General features: G+C 70.3%; 20 protein-coding genes. 9 read left to right on the top strand and 11 right to left on the bottom strand.

Translation table 11 applies throughout. The annotated features are described in order from the left end of the window. Nucleotides 1-52: 52 nt before the first annotated feature. Both LGR69_RS06785 and LGR69_RS06780 read right to left on the bottom strand, forming a co-directional pair. Complete coding sequence (locus LGR69_RS06785; RefSeq protein ID WP_007565230.1) at nucleotides 53-1639, bottom strand: ABC transporter substrate-binding protein; 1587 nt, start codon at nucleotides 1637-1639, stop codon at nucleotides 53-55. A gap of 497 nt (nucleotides 1640-2136) precedes the next feature. Further along, nucleotides 2137-3417 (bottom strand): polyhydroxyalkanoate depolymerase, encoded by a 1281-nt coding sequence (locus LGR69_RS06780; protein ID WP_091863613.1) that lies wholly within the window; start codon nucleotides 3415-3417, stop codon nucleotides 2137-2139. Between the two features lie 293 nt (nucleotides 3418-3710). Between LGR69_RS06780 and LGR69_RS06775 the strand changes: the two genes are divergently transcribed. The 5 genes from LGR69_RS06775 (at nucleotide 3711) to purQ (ending at nucleotide 7173) form a co-directional block, all read left to right on the top strand. After that, on the top strand, nucleotides 3711-5096 hold the full coding sequence (locus LGR69_RS06775; RefSeq protein ID WP_007565232.1) for an ActS/PrrB/RegB family redox-sensitive histidine kinase: 1386 nt from the start codon (nucleotides 3711-3713) through the stop codon (nucleotides 5094-5096). A gap of 58 nt (nucleotides 5097-5154) precedes the next feature. Beyond that, complete coding sequence (locus LGR69_RS06770; RefSeq protein ID WP_007565233.1) at nucleotides 5155-5754, top strand: ActR/PrrA/RegA family redox response regulator transcription factor; 600 nt, start codon at nucleotides 5155-5157, stop codon at nucleotides 5752-5754. 118 nt (nucleotides 5755-5872) lie between these two features. Next, complete coding sequence (locus LGR69_RS06765) at nucleotides 5873-6106, top strand: hypothetical protein (RefSeq protein ID WP_007565235.1); 234 nt, start codon at nucleotides 5873-5875, stop codon at nucleotides 6104-6106. A 147-nt stretch (nucleotides 6107-6253) separates the two neighbouring features. Then, nucleotides 6254-6493, top strand: coding sequence for a phosphoribosylformylglycinamidine synthase subunit PurS (gene purS, locus LGR69_RS06760; RefSeq protein WP_007565237.1), 240 nt, complete (start codon nucleotides 6254-6256; stop codon nucleotides 6491-6493). After that, nucleotides 6493-7173: a phosphoribosylformylglycinamidine synthase subunit PurQ gene (gene purQ, locus LGR69_RS06755; RefSeq protein WP_007565239.1), complete on the top strand. Its 681-nt coding sequence runs from the start codon at nucleotides 6493-6495 to the stop codon at nucleotides 7171-7173. The genes purS and purQ overlap by 1 nt, the downstream gene beginning before the upstream one ends. Before the next feature lie 413 nt (nucleotides 7174-7586). Here the strand turns inward: purQ and LGR69_RS06750 are convergent, their stop codons facing one another. The 5 genes from LGR69_RS06750 to LGR69_RS06730 form a co-directional block, all read right to left on the bottom strand. Further along, complete coding sequence (locus LGR69_RS06750; RefSeq protein ID WP_007565241.1) at nucleotides 7587-10004, bottom strand: penicillin-binding protein 1A; 2418 nt, start codon at nucleotides 10002-10004, stop codon at nucleotides 7587-7589. A 168-nt stretch (nucleotides 10005-10172) separates the two neighbouring features. Further along, a complete protein-coding gene (locus LGR69_RS06745; protein ID WP_007565243.1) occupies nucleotides 10173-11441 on the bottom strand; it encodes an N-acetylmuramoyl-L-alanine amidase in 1269 nt (422 codons plus the stop codon). Nucleotides 11442-11567: 126 nt separating this feature from the next. Beyond that, a complete protein-coding gene (locus LGR69_RS06740; RefSeq protein WP_230365545.1) occupies nucleotides 11568-12128 on the bottom strand; it encodes a phasin family protein in 561 nt (186 codons plus the stop codon). Between the two features lie 151 nt (nucleotides 12129-12279). Then, complete coding sequence (locus LGR69_RS06735; RefSeq protein ID WP_007565246.1) at nucleotides 12280-12636, bottom strand: phasin; 357 nt, start codon at nucleotides 12634-12636, stop codon at nucleotides 12280-12282. Nucleotides 12637-12956: 320 nt separating this feature from the next. Further along, entirely contained in the window at nucleotides 12957-14231 is a 1275-nt protein-coding gene (locus LGR69_RS06730) for a glycosyltransferase (protein WP_230365544.1), read from the bottom strand. A gap of 112 nt (nucleotides 14232-14343) precedes the next feature. On the opposite strand from LGR69_RS06730, the gene LGR69_RS06725 reads away from it, so the two are divergent. Together LGR69_RS06725 and LGR69_RS06720 are read left to right on the top strand one after the other, a co-directional pair. Next, entirely contained in the window at nucleotides 14344-15612 is a 1269-nt protein-coding gene (locus LGR69_RS06725) for a glycosyltransferase family 4 protein (RefSeq protein WP_230365543.1), read from the top strand. Nucleotides 15613-15712: 100 nt separating this feature from the next. After that, nucleotides 15713-15892, top strand: coding sequence for a hypothetical protein (locus LGR69_RS06720; RefSeq protein ID WP_007565252.1), 180 nt, complete (start codon nucleotides 15713-15715; stop codon nucleotides 15890-15892). Nucleotides 15893-16005: 113 nt separating this feature from the next. Here LGR69_RS06720 and LGR69_RS06715 read toward each other — a convergent pair whose 3' ends face one another. The 3 genes from LGR69_RS06715 to LGR69_RS06705 form a co-directional block, all read right to left on the bottom strand. Then, the gene (locus LGR69_RS06715; RefSeq protein WP_230365542.1) at nucleotides 16006-17688 is read right to left on the bottom strand and encodes an acyl-CoA dehydrogenase family protein; all 1683 of its coding nucleotides are present in this window, start codon (nucleotides 17686-17688) and stop codon (nucleotides 16006-16008) included. A gap of 218 nt (nucleotides 17689-17906) precedes the next feature. Next, nucleotides 17907-18113, bottom strand: a complete 207-nt coding sequence (locus LGR69_RS06710) for a hypothetical protein (RefSeq protein ID WP_007565256.1) — start codon at nucleotides 18111-18113, stop codon at nucleotides 17907-17909. Between the two features lie 113 nt (nucleotides 18114-18226). Continuing rightward, nucleotides 18227-19117: a DMT family transporter gene (locus tag LGR69_RS06705; protein ID WP_230365541.1), complete on the bottom strand. Its 891-nt coding sequence runs from the start codon at nucleotides 19115-19117 to the stop codon at nucleotides 18227-18229. A 181-nt stretch (nucleotides 19118-19298) separates the two neighbouring features. On the opposite strand from LGR69_RS06705, the gene LGR69_RS06700 reads away from it, so the two are divergent. Further along, a complete protein-coding gene (locus LGR69_RS06700) occupies nucleotides 19299-20201 on the top strand; it encodes a YihY/virulence factor BrkB family protein (protein ID WP_007565259.1) in 903 nt (300 codons plus the stop codon). Continuing rightward, nucleotides 20180-21052, top strand: a complete 873-nt coding sequence (locus tag LGR69_RS06695) for an alpha/beta fold hydrolase (protein WP_230365540.1) — start codon at nucleotides 20180-20182, stop codon at nucleotides 21050-21052. The genes LGR69_RS06700 and LGR69_RS06695 overlap by 22 nt, the downstream gene beginning before the upstream one ends. 8 nt (nucleotides 21053-21060) lie before the next feature. Here LGR69_RS06695 and LGR69_RS06690 read toward each other — a convergent pair whose 3' ends face one another. Beyond that, a complete protein-coding gene (locus LGR69_RS06690) occupies nucleotides 21061-21291 on the bottom strand; it encodes a hypothetical protein (protein ID WP_230365539.1) in 231 nt (76 codons plus the stop codon). Between the last annotated feature and the right edge of the window lie 41 nt (nucleotides 21292-21332).

Raw genomic sequence — 21332 nt, 5'->3', positions numbered from 1 at the left:
GTACGGGAGAGGGGGCGTGTCGCGCCGAACGGGATGACCGCGGGACGTCCCATCACGCCTTCGACACGCCCCAGGTGAACGGGATCGGCCCCTTCACGATGCCCGAGACGCTCTTGCGCCAGGCCTGGTAGCCGAGGAAGAACCCGGTCGGGACGTAGACCACGCCCTCGCAGGCGGCGGCGTTGACCTTGTCGATGGCGGCCTTCTCGGCGGCCGGGTCGGCCGCGTCGAACCATTCGGCGATGGCCGCCTCCACGGGCGGGACGTTCGGCCAGCCGAACCAGGCCTTGTCGCCGCTGGCCCGGACCGCGGGGTAGCCCGCCGGATTGATGCAATCGGCGCCCGCATGCCAGGTGTGGAACATGTTCCAGCCGCCCTGGCTCGGCGGCGCCTTGGAGGCCCGGCGGGTGCCGGTGGTGCCCCAGTCGGTGGCGACGAAATCGACGTTGAAGCCCATCTGCTTCAAGAGGTCGGCGGTGATGTCGCCCTGCGCCTTGGTGATCCCCTGGTCCTGGGCCACGATGCAGACCACCGGCTCGCCCTTGTAGCCAGCTTCCTTGAGCAGCTTCTGGCCGAGCTTTAGGTCGCCCTTGCCGACATGGGCACCCCCCGCCTCGCTGTAGAGCGGCGTCCCCGGCGTGAAGAAGCCCGGTAGCGGTTTCCACAGGCTGTCGTCGTCGCCGACGATCGCCCGCATGTAATCCTCCTGATTCATGGCGGTCATGACCGCCTGGCGGATCTTCGGGTTGTCGAAGGGCGGATACAGGTGGTTCATCCGGAACGACCCGACATTGCCCAGCGGATCGGCGATATCGACGTTGAGGTTGGCGTTCTTGCGCAGGAGCGGCACAAGGTCGGAGATCGGGTTCTCCCACCAATCGACCTCGCCGTTCTGCAGGGCCGCCGAGGCGGTGGCCGCGTCCGGCATGATCACCCACTCGACCCGGTCGACCAGGATGTGCTTGCCCCCGGCCAGCCAGGAATTCGGCTCCGCGCGGGGCTTGTAGCCGGCGAACTTCTGGAACACGGCCCGGGCGCCCGGCACCCATTCGTTGCGCACGAAGGTCATCGGGCCGGACCCGACATATTCGGTGATCTGCGTGAACGGGTCGGTCTTGGCGATCCGCTCCGGCATGATCAGGGCCATCGGGGCGTTGGTCTTGCCGAGCGCGTAGAGGAGCTTCGGGAACGGCTTCTTGAGGCGCCAGCGGAACGTCCGGTCGTCCACGGCGGCGAGGTCGTCCTGGATCCCGCGGATCATCAGGCCGATCGGGTCGCGGGCCATCCAGCGGGTCAGGCTCGCCACGACATCCTTGGCGAGCACCGGCTCGCCGTCATGGAATGTCTGGCCGGGGCGGAGCCGGAAGGTCCAGGTCAGCTGGTCGCCCGAGACCTCCTCGGATTCGACCATCTGCCGCTGCGGCTTCAGCTGCGCGTCGACCCCGTAGAGCATGTCCCAGACGAGGGTGCCGGCATTGCGCACGACGTATTGCGTGCCCCAGATCGGATCGAAATTGGCGAGGTTCGCCTGGGGCACGAAGCGCAGCACCTTGGCGCCCTGCGCCACGGCCGGCATCGCGATCTGCGGTGCTGCCAGCCCGAGTGCGGCCGAGCCCTTGAGGAAGGTCCTGCGGTCCATCGTGATCTCCCTGGCCGGTGGGATTGCGATCCCGGCTACCGGCCCGCACCCCGGGTGCGCCTGTGACTCGGTCGACGGAAGGCTTCGGTCCCGTATCGGGGCCGGAGCGGGCTGGCGTTTCACGCGATCAGCAGCATGCGCCAGTTCCCTGCTGCCGCAAGACGGTTTTGGAGATTTGAATTCTAGTTATCCGCATCCTGTTCGCGCGCGCGGTCGTCCGGCCGGATGCAGGCCGGCAGGGATACGGAAGGGCGTCGGGGGATCGGCGGTCGTCATGCTCACGGGCGCCGCCTCGCAAGCCTCGCGCCACCGTGAGGGGAAGAGAATTCAAAATGCAGTGCGACCGCCCGGCAGGATGGGGCGGGAGCGCAAGCTCACGAAAGGGATTTCAGAGGGCTCTCAGCGCTTTGATGGGGCTCGGTGCGGCGTCGCCCGGAGGCCCGGGCTCCGCCCTGGACCCGCGAAAGGTCCTGGACCTTTCGAAACCGGGACTTGCCTCAGCTGACCTGGCGCAGGTGCGAGCCGGCCTCCGCCGGTTGGGCGCGGATGAAGGCGGCGATCCGCGGGGCGATGACCGTCCGGTAGCGGGAGCCGTTGAACACGCCGTAATGCCCGACGCCCGCCTGGAGATGGTAGGCCTTGCGGGATTCGGGCAGGTTCGGCGTCAGCTCGAGGGCCGCCTTGGTCTGGCCGACCCCGGAAATGTCGTCGTTCTCGCCCTCCACGGCCAGGATGGCGCAGCGGCGGATCGCCCCGAGATCGACCGGGGTGCCGCGGTGGCGCATCTGCCCCTTGGGCAGAGCGTGGTCGACGAAGACGGTCTGCACGGTCTGGAGGTAGTACTCCGCGGTGAGATCCATCACCGCCAGGTACTCGTCGTAGAATTCCCGGTGCTTCTCGGCCGAGTCGCCGTCGCCCTTCACCAGATGGTCGAACATGTCCGAATGGGCGGTGACGTGGCGGTCGAGGTTCATCGCCATGAAGCCCGACAGCTGCAGGAAGCCCGGATAGACCCGGCGCCAGGCCCCCGGATAGATCGGCGGCACCAGGCTGATCGTGTTGCGCTCGAACCAAGCCTGGCCGCGCTCCTGGGCGAGGCAGTTCACGGCGGTGGGTGAGCGGCGGGTGTCGATCGGGCCGCCCATCAGGGTCATCGAGGCCGGCACGGCCGGATCGCCCGCCGGATCGGCCTTGGCCTCCATGAGCGCCACCGCGGCCAGAACCGGCACCGCCGGCTGGCACACCGCCATGATGTGCAGGTCCGGCCCGAGGATCGCGAACATCTCCTGCAGGTAGTCGATATAGGTGTCGAGGTCGAAGCTCCCGAAGGTCAGCGGCACCATCCGGGCATCGGTCCAGTCGGTGATGTAGACCCGGTGGTTCGGCAGCATCGCCTCCACGGTGCCGCGCAGCAGCGTGGCGTAGTGGCCCGACATCGGCGCGACGATGAGCAGCTTGGGCTGCGGCTCGGCGGGTGGCGTGAGGAAGGCGCGCTCGAACGCGACCAGGCGGCAGAACGGCCGCTCCCAGACGACGCGCTCGCTGACCGGGACCGCAATCCCATCGACCCGCGTCTCGGTGAACCCGAAGGCGGGCTTGCCGTAGCGGCGCGTGGCGCGCTCGAACATCTCGCAGCCGGCGCTGATCGCCCGGGCGTAGGGCCCGTAGGCCAGGGGATTGCCGGGCATCTGGAGGGCGTGGCGGGTCAGGTCCGCGGCGACCCGGGCCGGCGCCATCAGGGCGCGGGCGCCTTCGAACATCGCGTAAGCCAGGAGCATCGCCACCTCGCGGTCTCGAATGCCGCCCGGGGCCGACCGGGACCGGTCCGCCGCGGGACGACACACCATCCGGGCCGCCGACATCCGGCCTGCGCGCGGAGCCTGCTGCAACCCGCCGCGTAGGATAAGGTTCCACCCTGAACGATCACGGAACATCCCCCGCCCCGGGCGACTTGCCCGTGACCACGCCCTCGGCGCGACGGATCCGGCGGCCCGCTCCGGATCCGGTGCCGCGGTACCCATCTTGAAAATCCGCGCCGGCGCGGCCCGACCGGCGCTCCACCGATAACCCCATGCCCGATAGCGACCTCAACGGCCTCGTCCGCAACGCCCGCCACCTCCGGCTCGACACCTTCGTCCGCCTGCGCTGGCTCGCCATCACCGGCCAGAGCGCCGCCGTGGTCGGCGCGCAGTTCGGTCTCGGGCTGGCGCTGCCGTTCGGCTGGTGCTTCCTGGTGATCGCGACCTCGTCCTGGCTGAACCTGGCCCTGCGGATCCGCTTCCCGGCGAGCTACCGGCTGAGCGACGATTCCGCGGCGCTGCTGCTCGCCTTCGACATCGTGCAGCTAGCCGCGCTGCTGTTCCTCACCGGCGGCCTTCAGAACCCGTTCTCGCTGCTGTTCCTCGCCCCCGTGCTGATCTCCGCCACCGCGCTGCCGCCGGAGCGGACCCTGGCGCTCGGCCTGCTCGCCGTGGGGCTGGCGACGCTGCTCGCCCTGGTGCACCGGCCGCTGCCCTGGTTCTCGGACGGGCGGATCGAATTGCCGTTCCTGTACGTGTCCGGGGTCTGGACCGCGATCCTGCTCGGCACCGCGTTCACGGGCGTCTACGCCTGGCGGGTCGCCGAGGAGACGCGGCTCCTCGCCCAGGCGCTCGCCGCCACCGAGCTGGTGCTCGCCCGCGAGCAGCACCTCTCGCAGCTCGACGGCCTCGCGGCGGCGGCTGCCCACGAATTGGGCACACCCCTCGGGACGATTATGGTGGTGACCAAGGAGCTGATCCGCCAGCTCGGGCCCACCGCCTCGCCGGCGGTGGCCGAGGACCTGAACCTGCTGCGCGAGCAGGTCGACCGCTGCCGCGGCATCCTCGGCAAGCTCACGTCCCTGGATGGGGACGGGGTCGGCTTCCTCGAGACCGTGACGTTCAGCCATCTCGTTGAGGAGCTGGTCGCCCCCCAGCGCGCCCTCGGAGCTGTATTAGAAATCTCCAGCCGCGGTGACGGCCCGGAACCGGCCTGCCGCCGCAACCCCGGGGTGATGTTCGGGCTGGCCAACATCCTCGACAACGCCGTCGACTTCGCCACCTCCCGCGTCACCGTGGAGGGCCGCTGGACTCAGGAGCGGGTCTGGATCGAGATCCGCGACGACGGCCCGGGCTTCTCCAGCGAGGTCCTGCTGCGCGCGGGCGAGCCCTACGTAACCACCCGCAGCGGCGACCGCCCGCAGACCGGCGGGACCGTGGGCGCCGGCCTGGGCCTCGGCCTGTTCATCGCCAAGACCCTGATCGAGCGCTCGGGCGCACAGCTCGCCCTGATGAACGTCTCCGCGCCGGACGCCCATGGAGCGATCGTGCGGGTGTCCTGGGCCCGGCACATCTTCGAACGGGGTGCAGCCCCGCGCCATTCGCCGGAACTCAATATCGGCGCGCCCCTGCCACCGCGCGATGTCGTACCTATATGAGGATCAGACCGAGAACTGACTGAGTAATTCCCTTACGAAAACCCGAAAGGAGTGCCGGATGCTGACGCAGCCCGGGACCACGGCAGCGATCGATCCCGCCGTGATCAACGAAGCCGATCCGCTCGCCGCCTTCACCGACCGCAGCCTGCTGATCGTAGACGACGACAAGCCCTTCTCGACGCGGCTCGCCCGCGCCATGGAAAGCCGCGGCTACCATGTCCAGGTCGCCGACAGCGTCGCCGACGGCGTGTCGGCCGTCGAGGCCCGCCCGCCGGCCTTCGCGGTGATCGACATGCGGCTCGGCGACGGCAACGGCCTCGACGTGATCGCCCGCCTGAAGGAGCGCCGCCCCGACGCGCGCGGCGTGATCCTCACCGGCTACGGCAACATCGCGACCGCCGTCACGGCGGTGAAGCTCGGCGCGTTCGACTATCTCGCCAAGCCCGCCGACGCCGACGAGATCCACGGCACGCTGATGGCGCAGCCCGGCGAGCGCGCCGACCCGCCGGAGAACCCGATGTCCGCGGACCGGGTCCGCTGGGAGCATATCCAGCGGGTCTACGAGCTGTGCAGCCGCAACGTCAGCGAGACCGCCCGGCGCCTCAACATGCACCGGCGGACGCTGCAGCGGATCCTGGCCAAGCGCGCCCCGCGCTGAAGCCCGGACCCACCGATCCCGGGTCCCGCGGTTGCATCCCCCCTCCCCGGTGGGCTAGCTGCGCGGGTCCCGGGCGCATTTCGTCCGGGGCCTCGCAATCGACCGGGGGACGAGTCTCGTGAACGGGCGCAACGCCATCACCATCGTGAGCATGATGGTCCTCGTCGGCACGGAGGTCTTCGCCGTCGCCATCGCGGCCGGCTGGGCCCTCGCGGGCCTGTTCGACCTCGGCGACCGGGTCGGCCATGTGCTGATGGGCGTCTTCAGCCTGTTCGCGGCCTGGATCATGCTCCAGCTCTGGCGCCGGGCGACCAGCATCGAGCCGATCCGCACCCGCGCCACGTCGCGGTAGCCGGATTGGGTGTGTCGCCGGGCCCGTGCCCGGCACGGCGTTCGACAGGCCGGCGGCCTTCCTGCTAGGGAACGCGCGACGGCCGCCCGTGTAACGACGCCGCGGGTTGCGCCCACGTTTTCGGCTGCGCGTGAGACCGGAAGATCCATGAAAGCCCGTATCATCGTCACCCTGAAGACCGGTGTGCTGGACCCGCAGGGCAAGGCGATCGAGGCCGCGCTCAAGTCCCTCGGCATCGACGGCATCGACAGCGTCCGGCAGGGCAAGGTGTTCGATCTCGAGGTCTCGGCCGCCGACGGCCCGACCGCCGAAGCCACCCTCCGGACGGCCTGCGAGAAGCTGCTCGCCAACACCGTCGTTGAGAACTACGCGATCGAGATCCTCTGATGCACGCTGCGGTCGTCGTCTTTCCGGGGTCGAATCGCGAGAGCGACGTCGCCCGGGCTCTGCGCCGGTCGGGCGCGCGGGTCAGCATGGTCTGGCACGCGGACCACGACCTGCCGGCCGGAACCGACCTCGCCGTCCTGCCGGGCGGCTTCTCCTACGGCGACTACCTGCGCTGCGGCGCCATCGCGGGCCGCGCGGCTGCGATGGATGCGGTGCGGGCGCATGCCGCCCGGGGCGGCCTCGTGCTCGGCATCTGCAACGGCTTCCAGATCCTGTGCGAATCCGGCCTCCTGCCGGGCGTGCTGATGCGCAACGTCAACCGGCGCTTCATCTGCCACCGGCAGACCCTCCGGGTCGAGCGCACCGACACGCGCTTCACCAGCGCCTACCAGAAGGGGCAGGTGATCGACGTCTGCGTGGCGCATGGCGAGGGCAATTACTTCGCCGATCCCGAGACGCTGGCGCGGATCGAGGGCGAGGGGCGCGTGGCCTTCCGGTACTGCGACGCCGCCGGGACGATCACGGTCGAGGCCAACCGCAACGGCTCCCTCAACGCGATCGCGGGGGTCTACTCGGAGGCCGGCAACGTCCTCGGGATGATGCCGCACCCCGAGAACTTCGTCGAAGGCCTGATCGGCGGCACCGACGGCCGCGGATTGTTCGACAGTCTCGCCGCGTAAGCTCGCCGACGGAAACTGGTTTTTAACCGCCGATTAAGGTTCACGCGGCATAAAGAGGCATCCAGAGTTCTGGATATCGAGTTGGACGACCTCGTCCGCTCTGTTTGATGCCTCCCTGATGACTCTCCCAAGCCGCCCCCAACCGGGCGGCTTTTTTCTGTTGGCCTGCGCAGGCCGCGACGGGTCCCGCTCGGGCTCGCGGATCCACGGAACGCGGCCCGGATGGTTCTCGGCCGCAAGAGATGTCTGTCCCAGGCCCATATCCGGCAGGGCGGTAGGAGATCGTAGTCTGGAAGGGCACGGCCGCCCGCGCTTCGTCGCAGTGGCGTGAAGCGCATCCCACGGGGCAACGCCGGAGGATCGGGCGCGAAAGGCCTCGGTCCCACCCGACGGTTAGGACCGAGGCCGATCCCTCAGTAGAGGCCGCCCGCCTGCGCGGCCCGGTCGGGGTCCGCCGGGACCGCCGCGGGGGCGGCGCTCTGGGCCGGGGCGACGTAGGAATCCGGCGGCGCGGTGCCGGGCTTGAACGCCTCCAGGATCGTGCCGGCGCCCTCCCCCGAACCGGCACGGGTGCCGGAGGCGAGGTTCACGCGGATCAGCTTGATCCCGGGCGGCACCCGGAACGGGGTCGGCGGCTTGTCCTTGAGGGCGACCTTCAGGAACTCGAGGGCGATCGGCGCCGCGAGTCCGCCGCCGGTGGCGCGGTCGCCGAGCGAGCGCGGCTTGTCGAAGCCGATATAGATCCCGACCGCGAGATCCGGCGAGAAGCCCACGAACCACGCGTCCTTGGCGTCGTTGGTGGTGCCGGTCTTGCCGGCGAGCGGCTTGCCGATCTGCTTCAGCAGGGTCGCGGTGCCGCGCTGGACCACGCCCTCCATGATCGAGACCATCTGGTAGGCGGTGAGCGGGTCGAGCACCTGCTCGGAATCGTCCACCAGCTTCGGCTCGTCCTGGCCGGACCATTTCTCGGCGTCGCAGCCGATGCACTTGCGGTTGTCGTGCCGGTAGATCGTCTCGCCGATGCGGTCCTGGATCCGATCGATCAGGGTCGGCCGGATGCGGCGCCCGCCATTGGCGAGCATCGAGTAGGCGGTGACCATGCGCATGACCGTGGTCTCGCCGGCCCCCAGCGACATCGGCAGCACCGGCAGCATGTCGTCGTAGACGCCGAAGCGGCGGGCGTATTCGGCGATGAGCGGCATGCCGACATCCTTGGCAAGCCGGACCGTCATCAGGTTCTTCGAATGCTCGATCCCGTACCGCAGGGTGTGCGGGCCGCCGGACTTGCCGTCGTAGTTCGAGGGCGTCCAGGCCTCCTGGCCGGGGCCGGCCTCGATGGTGATCGGCGTGTCCTGCACGATCGAGGACGGGGTGTAGCCGTTGTCCAGCGCCGCCGAGTAGACGATCGGCTTGAACGACGAGCCGGGCTGGCGCATCGCCTGGGTGGCGCGGTTGAACTCGGATTCGTCGTACGAGAAGCCGCCGACCATCGCGTGGACCCGGCCCGTATTCGGGTCCATCGCCACGATGGCACCGGAGACCTCGGGCTTCTGGCGCAGGCGGTACTGGCCGCGGCCGCCATCCATCGCCTCGACATAGACCATGTCGCCGGGCTGGAGGTTCGGCCGGCCGGCCCAGCGCATGCCGTCCGGGGGGATCACGCCGGTCTCGCGGTCCTTGCCGACCTGGCCGGACGCCTCGCGCTTGGGCTGGAGGCCGACCTGGACGCCGCCGCCGCCATTGCCCAGCACCACGGCGAGCCGCCACGGCGCCACGTCGCCGAGCGCCGGAACCTCGGCGGCCGCCATGCCCCAGTCGCGCCCGGTCAGGTCGACCTTGGTGACCGCGCCGCGCCAGCCATGGGCCTGGTCGTAGCGCACGAGGCCGTCGACCAGCGCCTTGCGGGCCCAGGCCTGCATCTTCGGATCGAGGGTGGCGCGCACCGAGAGACCGCCCTCGTAGAGCTTCTTCTCGCCGTAGCGCTCGGAGATCTCGCGCCGGACCTCCTCGGTGAAGTAGTTGGCGTTGGCGGCGTTCGGGAAGGCGACCCGCGGGTTGACCCCGAGCGGCATCTTCTTGGCGGAATCCGCCTCTTCCTTGGTGATGTAGCTGTTCTCCGCCATCAGGCGGATGATCTCGTTGCGGCGGTCGAGGGCCGCCTGGGTCTTGCGATAGGGGTGGTAGTTGTTGGGACCCTTCGGCAGCGCGGCGAGATACGCGGCCTCGTTGATGGTCAGCTCGTGGACCGATTTGCCGAAATAATCGAGGGCCGCCGCCGCGACGCCGTGCAGGTTGCGGCCCGGGACGATGGTGCCGAGGAAGATCTCGTTGAGATAGAGCTCCAGGATCTTGTCCTTGGAGTAGGCGGCCTCGATCCGCAGCGCCAGCAGCGCCTCGCGGATCTTGCGGTCATAGGTCTGCTCGGAGGAGAGCAGGAAGTTCTTGGCGACCTGCTGGGTGATGGTCGAGGCGCCCTGCCGCTTGCCCGACTTGGCGTTGGTCAGGAAGGCGCGCACGATCCCCTCGGGGTCGATGCCGCCGTGCTTGTAGAAATTCTTGTCCTCGGCCGACAGGAAGGCCGCGACCACGATCTTCGGCATCGCCTGGATCGGCAGGTATAGCCGGCGCTCGCGGGCATATTCGGCCAGCAGAGAGCCGTCGGCCGCGTGGATGCGGGTCATCACCGGCGGCTCGTAATTGGCGAGCGCGGCGTGGTCGGGCAGGTCCTGGCTGTACTTCCAGTAGAAGTAGCCGCCGGCCGCAGCACCGACCACGAACAGCACCGCGCCGGCGCTAAACAGGATCCCGAAGAAACGAAGGATCAGACGCATCCGGTGTTCCGCTCGTCGCTGGCCCGGCCGCATGCCGGGTTCGGCTCATCCGGCACGGGCGTCCGTATTCGACGCGGTCGGCTCCCGGACGCTCCCGTGAGGCCCCCTCGGATTGCCGGTTCAGCGGCGGTGCGACGGGGCGTCGGACACCCCGTATCGACACTCTATCTATGGTAAAACTGGGGCGACGGCCGCCGACCGGCGCGGGTTCGTGGACGGCTTCAGGGTCGCGCGGTTGCCGAAGAACAGATCGATCGCCTTCGCCATCGAGCCGGTGACCCCCGCGCGCCACTCCGGCGATTGCAGCATCTCCAGGTCGCGCTTGCTCGAGAGATAGCCGAGTTCCACCAGCACGCTCGGCACGTCGGGGGAGCGCAGCACCATGAAGCGCGCCTCCCGGTGGGGCTTGGCGCTCATCTCCATGACCGGGGCGAGCTGGCCCATCAGGGTGCGGGCGAAGCCCGACGAGAAGCCCCGGGTCTCCCGCAGGGTCAATTCCTGCAGGATGTCGGCGATGTCCGGAGGGGCCTCGGCGGAATCGGCGCCGGCGGCGGCGTCGGCCTTGTTCTCGCGCTCGGCGAGCCGGGCGGATTCCACGTCGGTCGCCTTCTCGGCGTTGGTGTAGATGGTGGCCCCGCGCACCTGGGGCGCGGCCGAGATCGAATCCGCGTGGATCGACACGAACAGGTCCGCCTTGGCCTCGCGGGCGAGGCGGACGCGGTCGGCCAGCGGCACGAACACGTCCCGGTCGCGGGTCATCCGGACCCGGTAGCGGCCGCTCGCTTCCAGCTTCTCGACCAGGGCCTGCGCGTAGCCGAACACGATGTCCTTCTCGAACACCCCGCCCACCGCGATCGCCCCGGGATCGGTCCCGCCATGCCCGGCATCGACCATGATCAGCGGGCGCTGGTCGGCGGGTTCGGGGGCGGCGCTGCGCGCCTGGGCGGGGGCCGGGTCGCTGGCCGCGGCCGCCTTGCGGAACGCGTCGCGCTCGACGCGCTGGAGCGGGATCGTCAGCAGCACCGCACCGTCCCGGGCCCGGGTCACGGTCTCGATCCGCCCGATCGTGGCCGGCGCGGCGAGGTCGATCACGACCCGCGAGCGGCCGGGGGCGAACAGGCCGTAGCGGAAGGATTGGACGAGGCCGTCGCGGCGACGCCCCGCCCCGGAATCGAGCTGGAAATTGACCTCCGGCAGGTCGATCACCGCCCGGTCGGGCCGTTCCATCACGAAGCCGCGGGCCTCCACGGCCCGGGACAGGGTCAGGGTGAGCCGCGTGGTGCCGGCCTGGCTGGCGAGATCCGCCCCGATGGCGATCGCGGGCGTCGGCGCGGCGGGCTTGTCGCCGTTCTGCGCGAGGACGGGCGAGCCTGCCAGCGTCAGAGCCAGGCAGAGGCGGTGGATGGCGGAACGGATCTGGCGCGCGCGACTCGGCATCGGTCCGGATTCAACTCCCGTGCCCCTTGATAGGGCATAGGAGCGGTATGGTTAATCGACGGTTGCCCGGAACGAGGCGGCCGGCATGTCGCGCGCATGCGACAGCCTGAACGTGGCGATCGTGCGTCAGCGGAACGCGACGAGGCGGCTCGCCTTGCGGATGACGTCGCTCCAGCAGGTCAGCGAGGCATCGGCGGCCCGCTGGACCTCGCCCATCTGCAGACGCATCAATTCGGTCGGCGAGCCCGCTTGCGACAGGGCCCGCAGATGCGCCAGAGCGGCCTCGCTCTCCCCGCGCATGTAGCGGGCGATCGTCGAGCCGATGCCGGTGCCGTCGCGGTGATTCGGCGTGAACCCGGCCCGGCTGGTCGCGGCTAAGCTGGTCGCGGTGAGGTGTTCGGCGGCGTCGTCCCGCGCGAGGGGCGCGGCGGACGGAGTCGTCACCGGCGGGATCGTGACGGGTGGGACGAGGGCGGCCACCGGGACCGAGACCTCTGCGGGAGCCTCCGGCGCGGCATCATCCGGCTCGGAGGCGGCGACGGTCTCCGTGGCCTTGGCAACCGCCACGTCCGGGATGGCCGTGTCGGTGGGCGGCGGAACGGCGCGGAGCGCGGGCCCGTCGGTATTGAGAGCCGGCTTCGGAGCCCAATCGGGGCGGGGCCCCTTCGGTCGACGCGGCTTGCTCATGGCGCGATCTCCTCCTCGTCCGCATCGGGCCCCCTGACGGAGCGGCGGCCGGAGGGAAGACCGTGTTCGGAAGGCTTCTATCCGGCGGTGCCCCGCCGCGTCGGGCCGGGCACCGCCTCGAACGATCCGCTCTGGGCGGATCGGTGCGTCTTCAGCGGGCGACGTTCTGCTGCGCGAGGGCGCCGAAATCCTTGGCCTGGGCCTGGAGGGCGGCGAACTGGCTGCGGACGAACTCGGACTGCAGCTCGAACGCCTCGCGCAGGTCCTTGGTGCGGGCCAGCTTCTGGGCGAAGTCGAAGGTCGCGTTCGCGTTGTTCTGCGCGTGCTCGAAACCCTTCGAGACCGCCGCCGTCATGGTCGACTGGAAGGTCTGGCCCGAGGCCTGGACCTGCTCGGTCGCCTTGATGGCGTTCGCCATCATGGTGCCGACGGCGTTGCGCGCCTGGTCGACGCTCTTCTCGGCGAAATCACGCATCTCGGTCGGGATCTCGAAGTTCGGGGTCTGCATCGAAGTCTCCAGCACACGCTGTCTCGGGATGGGACGCCGATCTGCGTCCGCGGTGACGCGTCTGTATATGTTGCAGTGCAACAAGAAGTCAAGTGCATGTTCGGGGGTGCGGCGCGGGCGCGAGAATCCGGATAAAATGCATGATCCCGGTATCCGAACAGTCTTCGCGTCGCCATAGCGGCAACGCGCCCGCTTCCAATAAACCTTGGCCGTTCCAGACAGGGTCATGGTACGATTCGGCCGCACAGACGCCTCTCTATATCAATCTTTCTGGCTGTCTATAGCCGACGCGCCCGGGGTTGGGACTTGCCGATTCGGTATCAGGCCGATTCAGCGCTCGTCCGGTCCGGCCGGGCCGCGGCGCCGGCATGGTGCATCGCACCAGTCCCACGCTGCACGAGCCCGGCATAGAGCGACCGGAGCGCGGCGGCATGGGTGGCGAGCGTCATCGGCGCAGCCTGGATCTGCGCCCGGGCATTCGCCCCGAGGGTCGCCGCGCAGGCATCGTCCCGCAGGGCCGAGAACGCCGCCGCCAACGCCCCGATCTCGGGGGGGACCACGAAGCCGGTGCGCCCGTCCCGCACCTTCTCGGCCGCGCCGGACCGGTCGGAGGCGACCACGGGAAGGCCGGCCGCCAGGGCCTCGTAGACCGTGAGCGGCCCGGTCTCGTACCAGCGCGACGGGGCGGCGAGCGCCCGGGCGCGGCTGCGCAGCAGCGCCCAGACGGCGTCCGGCGCCTGCCAGCCGATCACCTCGACACCGGGCCGAGCGCGCAGTTCCGCTTCCAGGGGACCGGCGCCGACGAACAGGGCGGTGAGCCCGGCGGACCGGGCCGCGTCCGCCACGAGGTCGGCGCCCTTCTCCCGGGTCAGGCGCCCGACATACGCGATGGCGTCGCCCCGGGCGGGATCGGCCGGCGGCCCGGCGGCGATCCGGACCGGGTTGTCGACGCGGTGATGGGTGAGCGCGTAGCCGCCGAGCAGGTCGCCAAGCCGCCGGCGGCTGGCGTCGCAGACATGGACGACATGGAGCGGGCGCCGGTGCAGGGCCTGCCGGAGCGCGCCCGCGCGGGCGACGCGCACGAGCTTGTGAACCCGGCTGCGGGGATCGCAGGGCGCGGCGAGACAGGCCGGCGAGAGCGGCGTGAGCCCGCAGGGCTCGGCCCGGTCGAACCGGTAATAGACCCCGTTCGGGCAGGCCAGGGCGTAGTCGTGCAGGGTGACGACCACCGGCACATCGAGGCGGGTCAGGACCGGGAAGATCGCCGGCGACAGGGTGCGGGTCCATTGGTGCAGATGGAGGCAATCCGGCGGTGCCGGAAGCTCCCGGAGCGCCACCTCGAGGGCGCGGGCCGCCGCGGCGTGCCAGATCCCGGTGGCCGCCGCTCTGAGGCCGCCCAGGGTCCAGATGTCGGGCAGGCCGAGTTCGATCCGCCGGATGTTCCCGTGGTCCAGCAGGGGATCGACCGGGCCCGGGATCGCCTGGATGTAGGTGACCGCCAGGCCGGCCTCGGCGAGCCCGCGGGCGGATTCCAGGGCGACCTTTTCCGCCCCGCCGCTGGCGGTCGCGAACTCGGCCAGGATCACGACATGCATGACTTGTCTCGGCAGGACCCGCCGCGATCATAAGTCCAGGCCGGTTTACGGAGGATCAACCGCCGGCCGTTACAGATTTCCACCCCGAAAATAGAGCGGCGGACTTCCTGACGTGCACATCGTCCTCGTCGCCGACCATGCCGCGATCAACGGTGGCCAGGCCAAGGTCGCGATCGAATCCGCCCTCGGGCTCGCCGCCCGGGGTCACCGCGTCACCCTGTTCGCGGCCGTGGGCCCGGTTGATCCGCGGCTGGAACCCGCCGGCATCCGGGTGGTGTGCCTGGATCAGGACGACGTCACGACGGCGCGCAGCAAGCTCGCCTTCGCGGCCCAGGCGATCTGGAACGGCCCGGCGGCCCGTGCCCTGGCGGCCGAGCTCGCCGCCTGCGATCCGCGGGACACGCTGGTCCATGTCCACGCCTTCGCCAAGGCGCTGTCGCCCGCCATCGGCCCGGCCCTGCGGGCTTCCGGCCTGCCGTGCCTCTACACGATGCACGAGTTCTTCCTGGTCTGCCCGACCGGCGGGTTCTACGCCTATCCCGAGCAGACGATCTGCCACCGCACGCCGATGTCGGCCTCCTGCATCCTGGCGAAGTGCGATGCGCGCAGCTACCCGCGCAAGGTCGCCCGGATGATCCGCCATGCCGGGCTCGCGCATGTCGCCCGGCTGCCGGAGCTGTTCGCCCACATCGTCACGATCAGTGACCTGCAAGAGAGCGTGGTCCGGCCGCTGATGCCCGCCGGCACGATGTTCCACCGGGTCGACAACCCGATCGCGGTGGCGCAGACGCCGGTCCACGAGGGACCGCCGGGCGACTGCCTGTTCGTCGGCCGGATCTCCACCGAGAAGGGCGCGCCGATCTTCGCCGAAGCCGCCCGCCGGGCCGGGGTGCGGGCCGTGTTCGTCGGCGACGGCTCGGAGCGGGCCGACCTCGCCACCCGCTATCCCGAGGCGGTGATGCTCGGCTGGCGCGACCCCGCCGGCGTGCAGGCGCTGATGCGGCAGGCGCGGGCGCTGGTCTTCCCGAGCGTCTGGTACGAGGGCCAGCCGCTCACCGTTTACGAGGCTCTGGCCTGCGGCACGCCGGTGGTCGTCAGCGATGCCTGTGCCGGCCGGGAGGCGGTGGTCGACGGCGAGACCGGGTTCTGGTTCCGCTCGGGCGATCCGGATGCGCTCGCCGCCCATCTGCGCCGCCTGTCGGACGACGCCCTCGCGGCCCGGATGGGCCGGGCCGCGCATGCCCGCTACTGGACCGCGCCGCTGACCCCGGAAGTCCATCTCGACCGGCTGACGGGCGTCTACGAGACCGTGATGCGTGAGGCGTCTGCGCGAGGCCGCGCGACGCGGTTATCAGCCGGCCCGGCGGTGGCGACGGCCTGATTGATACGCCTTGCGCCCGAAAAAACCGGAAACACCCGGGCCCCGTCGCGTTGACGCGCACAGGCACCGCGCGTGCACCCGTCACCGATAAGGGACAGACATGGCCGACGACCACAAGCTCGAGAACGAGACCAAGCCCGGCTTCCAGCAGGGCAGCGCCAAGCCGGACGACAAGGCCAATCCCGCCAACAAGCCCGAGAAGATGGACGAGCGCCTCGACGACGCCCTTGAGGAGACGTTCCCGTCGAGCGACCCGATCTCGGTGAAGATTACCAAGTAGCGGGGATCCCAAAGGGCTCAGCCCTTGGGCGGAGCTATCGGGGCAGAGCCCCGATGCCGCCGGGCTCTGCCCGGCACCCGCACACGGTCCCGGACCGTGTGAATCCGGGACTTTCAGGCCGCTTCGAGCAGGCGCCGGGCGATGACCTGGGCCTGGATCTCGGCGGCGCCCTCGAAGATCGACAGGATGCGGGCGTCGCACAGGATCCGGCTGACCGGGTATTCCAAGGCGAAGCCGTTGCCGCCGTGGATCTGGAGCGCGTTGTCGGCGGCCGCCCAGGCGACGCGGGCGCCGAGCAGCTTGGCCATCCCGGCCTCCAGGTCGCAGCGCTTGCCGGCATCCTTCTCGCGGGCCGAGAAATAGGTGAGCTGGCGGGCGATGTTGATCTCCACCGCCATCATGGCGAGCTTGTCGGCGACCCGCGGGAAGCTGACCAGCGCCTTGCCGAACTGCACCCGCTCCTCGGCGTAGCGCAGGGCCACGTCGAGGGCCGACTGGGCGACGCCGATGGCACGGGCCGCGGTCTGGATGCGGGCCGATTCGAAGGTCTGCATCAGCTGGGCGAAGCCCTTGCCCTCGACCTCGCCGAGCAGGTTGCCGCCGGGCACCTCGAACCCCTCGAAGGCCAGCTCGTATTCCTTCATGCCCCGGTAGCCGAGCACCTCGATCTCGCCGCCGGACAGGCCCTGGACCGGGAACGGCTCTGCGTCCGTGCCCCGGGGCTTCTCGGCGATCAGCATCGAGAGGCCGCGATGGCCCTTCTCCTCCGGCTTGGTCCGCACCAGCACGGTCATGATGTCGGCCCGGACCGGATGGGTGATCCAGGTCTTGTTGCCGGTGATTTTCCACGTCTCGCCGTCCTTGACGGCCTTGGTGCGCAGGCTCGCGAGGTCGGACCCAGTGTTCGGCTCGGTGAACACGGCAGTCGGCAAAATGTCGCCGCTGGCGATCTTCGGCAGGAAGCGGTGCTTCTGCTCCTCGGTGCCGCCGCACAGGATCAGCTCGGCGGCGATCTCCGAGCGGGTGCCGAGCGAGCCGACGCCGATATAGGCCCGGGACAGCTCCTCCGAGACCACGCACATGGCGGTCTTAGGCAGGCCCATGCCGCCGTATTCCTCCGGGATGGTCAGGCCGAACACGCCCAGCTCGGCCATCTTAGTGACGACCTCCATGGGGATGTATTCATTCTTCAGGTGCCACTCATGCGCCTGCTCGACCACCTCGGCCTTGCCGAAGCGGCGCATCTCGGAGCGGATCGCCTCCATGTCCTCGTCGAGGCCCGAGGCGCCCACGGTGGCCGAGCCGCCGCCCTCGCGCATCAGCGCCACCAGGGCGGCGCGGTTCTCCGGGGTATTGCCCTCGGCGATCAGGGTCTCGACCGCGTCCGAGCGGTACTGCGCGACCTCCTTGGCCGAGAGGCCGAGCGAGCCGGTCGGGCGGACCATCTCGCCCTGGCTCATCGGGATGCCGGAGAACAGCTGGTCGAGATACTCGCCGGCGCCGATCCGCACGAGCAGCGTCTCGGTCTCGCCGAACCGGCCCTCGGCCTGGAGGCGTTCGGCATAACCGCCGAGCTCGGCCACCGCCTCTGCGTAGGTCGCCAGCCAGGCCAGCCCGTGGGCGGCGTGCTGCTGGGTCTCGAGCTTGCCGGCATCGATCCGCCCGTCCGTGCCGAGGATGCGCGTCCGGACCCGGCGTGTGGCTTCCGCCACGAGGGCCTTCGCGCTCTCGCTGGCCGCCTTGGCGAGGCTGACGACGTCCTGCGGCTCGGTCTGGATGGCGGGGGATGCGGACATGGTTTTTGGCTCGCGTGGCGTTTTATTGGATCGTGTCTTCTAACCCGTCCGACGTCGAGGCCGAAGCAGATTTCATTTGCGGCGTCTTGAACTGAAGTTGAATGCGTCAGAATGCTCGCGGCCGAAATGGAGACCGGCTCGGCGCACGTTATTTCGTATCCACAATCACTGACAGCCGTGCCCGCGTGCCACGATACGGGAAGCCGTTTCAGCCCGGCTCAGCGCTTCTGCTCGCAGCGCGTCTTCACGTAGGCGCCGTTCTCGCCGGTGAAACCGGTATTGGCTGCCAGTACCGGTCCCTGGATCAGGCATTCCTGCAGCGTGTGGGCCGGCCCGGTGATCACGTCGAGGGCGGTCTCCCGCGAGCAGTCGGGGGCCTGGACGTTGGCGGCGCAGATGAGCGCGACGACGAGGATCTGGTTCATGGGGCCTCCCGGGGATCTCGGTGATCCGGCCCGGCTCTTCGGCGGCTGGGCGGCAACAAGCGAAAGACCGGGTCTCACCGGGGGTTCCGGGACTGCGGCGCCAAGGCCTCCTGTCAGGCCCGGCTCGCCACCGCGACGCCGAGCGCCGCCACCGTCATCCCGGCGCCCTGCACCAGGGTGAGCACCTCGCCGAACAGCAGGTAGCCCAGCAGGGCCGCCACCGGCGGAACCAGGAAGAACAGGGCGGCGACGCCGGCCACCGCGCCCCGCCGGATCAGCGCCAGGAGCAGCAGGATCCCGGCCACCGAGTTGACCAGGATCGCCCAGGCGAGCCCGAGCCACAGGGGCGCGACCGGGTCGATCGTCGCGTGGCCGAAGGCCAGCGCCAGCGGGATCGCGCAGGCCATCCCGCCCACGAATTGCAGCGTCGCGTTGGCCAGGAGGTCGCCGCCCCCGCCGGTCCGCTTCTGCCAGAGGGTGCCCAGCGTCAGGGCCAGGACCGCCACCAGGCTGACCGCCAGGGCCACCGGCGGGATCCCGGACGGGTCGGCGGCGCCGAGCTTCGGGGCGAGCACCAGCCCGGCGCCGGCAAAGCCCAGCAGGATCCCGAAGGCCCGCCGGCCGCTGACGCGCTCGCCGAGGAGCGGCCCCGCCAGGAGCGCCGTCAGCAGCGGCTGGAGGCTGCCGACCAGGGCGGCGATCCCGGCCGGGAGCCCCCGGCTCACCGCCCAGAACACCCCCGACAGGTAGATGCCCTGCATCAGGAAGCCCGCCACCATGGGATCGCGCCAGCCCGCCCGGGTCCCGGGCCAGCGCACCCGGGACGCCATGGCGATCAGCGCCAGCAGCAGGGCGACGCCGGTGAACCGGACCGCCGTGAAGCCCAGGGGATCGGCGTGCGGGATCACGGCCCGGGCGGAGATGAAGCCGGTCGCCCAGATCGGGACGAACAGCACCGGGAGGGCGCTGGCCGCGCGGTTCGAATCGCCTGGGGGGGTGGGCATGACCGCGCGGACGGAGCATGCCGGCGGGGAAATGGCAACGGCGATTCGGCCATCCGGCCGGTCCGGCGTGGCCGCGGCGCGTCACCGGGCCGCGAACGGGACCGGACGGGTCCGGCGGCGTTGACGGGCCGGGCCGCGCGCCCTTCATCGGCGAGCGCGCTACGAGGATCGTTGGACACCCGTGAAATCTCTCCGCAGCGGATTACAGGTCGCGGGCCTCGCGGCGCAGCGCTTCGTCGCCCATGACGGCTGGGCGATCGCCAGCCACATCGCGCTCTCGACCCTGACCTCCCTGTTCCCGTTCCTGATCCTGCTCGCGGCGCTCGCCGGCCTGTTCGGCACGCAGTCCCTGGCCGACGAGGCGGGCAACCTGATCTTCGACGCCTGGCCCCGGGAGATCGCCAAGCCGATCGTCGGCGAGGTCCACCGGGTGCTCACCGAGCAGCGCAGCGGCGTGCTGACGCTCGGCGCCCTGTTCGCCCTCTACTTCTCCTCCTCGGGGGTCGAGAGCCTGCGGGTCGGCCTGAACCGGGCCTACGGCCTGCGGGAGAGCCGCCCGTGGTGGCTGACCCGGCTCGAATCGATCGGCTACGTGATCTGCGGCGCCTTCGCGATGCTGGCCTTCGCCCTGCTCGTGGTGCTGGGCCCGCTGATCTGGCGCAACATCGTCCTGGTCGCCCCGGGGGTGGAGCCCCTGGGCCTCACGGTGGCGATCGGGCGGATCGTCGTCACGGCCCTGCTGCTGGCGGTGGTGCTGATCATCGCCCACAAGTTCGTGGCCGCCGGCCGGCGCTCGATCCTGTCGGTGCTGCCGGGGATCGGGGTGACGCTGATCCTGTGGTTCCTCGCCGGCCTCGGCTTCGGCTATTATCTCGACCGGTTCTCGAACGCCTACGCGTCCACCTACGGGGGCTTGGCCACCGCGATGGTGTTCCTGGTGTTCTTGTACTGGCTCGCCGCCATGTTCCTGTTCGGCGGCGAGATCAACGGCACGGTGATCGCCGCCCGCCGCAGCCGCCTGCAGGCGAAGATGCTGGCCCGGCGCGCCGGGATGGAGGGACGATGGACGGCACCGAGCACCTGACCGTGCGCGTGAACGGCGCGAACCTGCATGTCGCCCGCCGCGGCACGGGATCGCCGCTGCTTCTGCTCCACGGCTGGCCGGAATTCTGGCTGACCTGGGAGCCGGTGATGGAGCGGCTGTCCGCCCGCCACACCCTGATCGCCCCGGACCTGCGCGGCTTCGGCGACAGCGACAAGCCGGAGGGCGCCTTCGGACCACCGGAGCAGGCGGCCGACATGGCGGCGCTGCTGGAGGCGCTGGGCATCGACCGCGCCGGCATCGTCGGCCACGATGTCGGCGGCGCGGTGATCCAGGCGCTGGCGCGCGCCCATCCGGAGCGTTGCGCCGGCCTGTTCCTGTTCGACTTCGTCTATCCCGGGATCGGCCCCCGCCTCGGGGAGCCGGACCGGCTCAGCGAGATCTGGTACCAGTCCTTCAACCAGATGGACCTGGCGGTGACCCTGGTGGGCGCCAGCCGGGAGAGCTGCGCCGCCTATATCGGCCATTTCCTGCGCCACTGGTCGCATCGCAAGGACGCGTTCGATCCCGTGATGGACGCCTTCGCGGACAATTTCTGGAAGCCGGGCAACCTCGCGGGCGGCTTCGCGCATTACCGGGCGGCCCATGCCGGCCGGATCGCGATGCTCAAGGGCGAGGCCCCGCCCCTGCCGCCGATCGCCGTGCCGACCTGCGTGCGCTGGGCCGAGCACGACCCGATCTTCCCCTATGCCTGGACCGACCGCCTCGGCGAGACGTTCTCGGATCTCGACCTGGCGCCGTTCCCGGGCGTCGGCCACTTCCCCCACCGGGAGGACCCCGACCGGGCCACGGCCGAGATCGCGGGGTTCTTCGGGCGGATCGGGTGGGTCTGACCTGACTGTCAGCGGGACTGGTTGCGGTAGACGCAGTCGCGCCCGCGATCCTCGTATCCGCCCGGGCAGGCGGTGACGCAGGCGCCGGCCGCGAGCTTCTTCGGGGGCGGGCAGGCGCCGGCAACTTGCGCCTGGGCCGGCCCAGCCGCGAGCAGCGGCAGGATCAGGAGCGAGATCAGGGCCTTGGCCATGATCGCGGGATTCGCCGAGGCCCGGCCGATCCCTTCGAGACACCGCATCGTCGTCCATCCCGCAGCCGGCTCGGTGAGCGGGAGATAGG

Source organism: Methylobacterium brachiatum (assembly GCF_020523825.1).
Classification (GTDB): Bacteria; Pseudomonadota; Alphaproteobacteria; order Rhizobiales; family Beijerinckiaceae; genus Methylobacterium; species Methylobacterium brachiatum.
Note: the sequence above shows the minus strand (reverse complement) of the source record. Positions and strands in the feature narration are given on the sequence as shown.

Excerpts from the sequence above, each read along its gene's own strand:
- LGR69_RS06720 (WP_007565252.1), top strand. The coding sequence starts at position 15,713 with ATGGCCGACGACCACAAGCTCGAGAACGAGACCAAGCCCGGCTTCCAG.
- LGR69_RS06730 (WP_230365544.1), bottom strand. The coding sequence starts at position 14,231 with ATGCATGTCGTGATCCTGGCCGAGTTCGCGACCGCCAGCGGCGGGGCG.
- LGR69_RS06745 (WP_007565243.1), bottom strand. The coding sequence starts at position 11,441 with ATGCCGAGTCGCGCGCGCCAGATCCGTTCCGCCATCCACCGCCTCTGC.
- LGR69_RS06775 (WP_007565232.1), top strand. The coding sequence starts at position 3,711 with ATGCCCGATAGCGACCTCAACGGCCTCGTCCGCAACGCCCGCCACCTC.
- LGR69_RS06785 (WP_007565230.1), bottom strand. The coding sequence starts at position 1,639 with ATGGACCGCAGGACCTTCCTCAAGGGCTCGGCCGCACTCGGGCTGGCA.
- LGR69_RS06735 (WP_007565246.1), bottom strand. The coding sequence starts at position 12,636 with ATGCAGACCCCGAACTTCGAGATCCCGACCGAGATGCGTGATTTCGCC.
- LGR69_RS06740 (WP_230365545.1), bottom strand. The coding sequence starts at position 12,128 with ATGAGCAAGCCGCGTCGACCGAAGGGGCCCCGCCCCGATTGGGCTCCG.
- LGR69_RS06780 (WP_091863613.1), bottom strand. The coding sequence starts at position 3,417 with ATGCTCCTGGCTTACGCGATGTTCGAAGGCGCCCGCGCCCTGATGGCG.
- LGR69_RS06750 (WP_007565241.1), bottom strand. The coding sequence starts at position 10,004 with ATGCGTCTGATCCTTCGTTTCTTCGGGATCCTGTTTAGCGCCGGCGCG.
- LGR69_RS06715 (WP_230365542.1), bottom strand. The coding sequence starts at position 17,688 with ATGTCCGCATCCCCCGCCATCCAGACCGAGCCGCAGGACGTCGTCAGC.
- LGR69_RS06705 (WP_230365541.1), bottom strand. The coding sequence starts at position 19,117 with ATGCCCACCCCCCCAGGCGATTCGAACCGCGCGGCCAGCGCCCTCCCG.
- LGR69_RS06710 (WP_007565256.1), bottom strand. The coding sequence starts at position 18,113 with ATGAACCAGATCCTCGTCGTCGCGCTCATCTGCGCCGCCAACGTCCAG.
- LGR69_RS06770 (WP_007565233.1), top strand. The coding sequence starts at position 5,155 with ATGCTGACGCAGCCCGGGACCACGGCAGCGATCGATCCCGCCGTGATC.
- purS (WP_007565237.1), top strand. The coding sequence starts at position 6,254 with ATGAAAGCCCGTATCATCGTCACCCTGAAGACCGGTGTGCTGGACCCG.
- LGR69_RS06690 (WP_230365539.1), bottom strand. The coding sequence starts at position 21,291 with ATGCGGTGTCTCGAAGGGATCGGCCGGGCCTCGGCGAATCCCGCGATC.
- LGR69_RS06695 (WP_230365540.1), top strand. The coding sequence starts at position 20,180 with ATGGACGGCACCGAGCACCTGACCGTGCGCGTGAACGGCGCGAACCTG.
- purQ (WP_007565239.1), top strand. The coding sequence starts at position 6,493 with ATGCACGCTGCGGTCGTCGTCTTTCCGGGGTCGAATCGCGAGAGCGAC.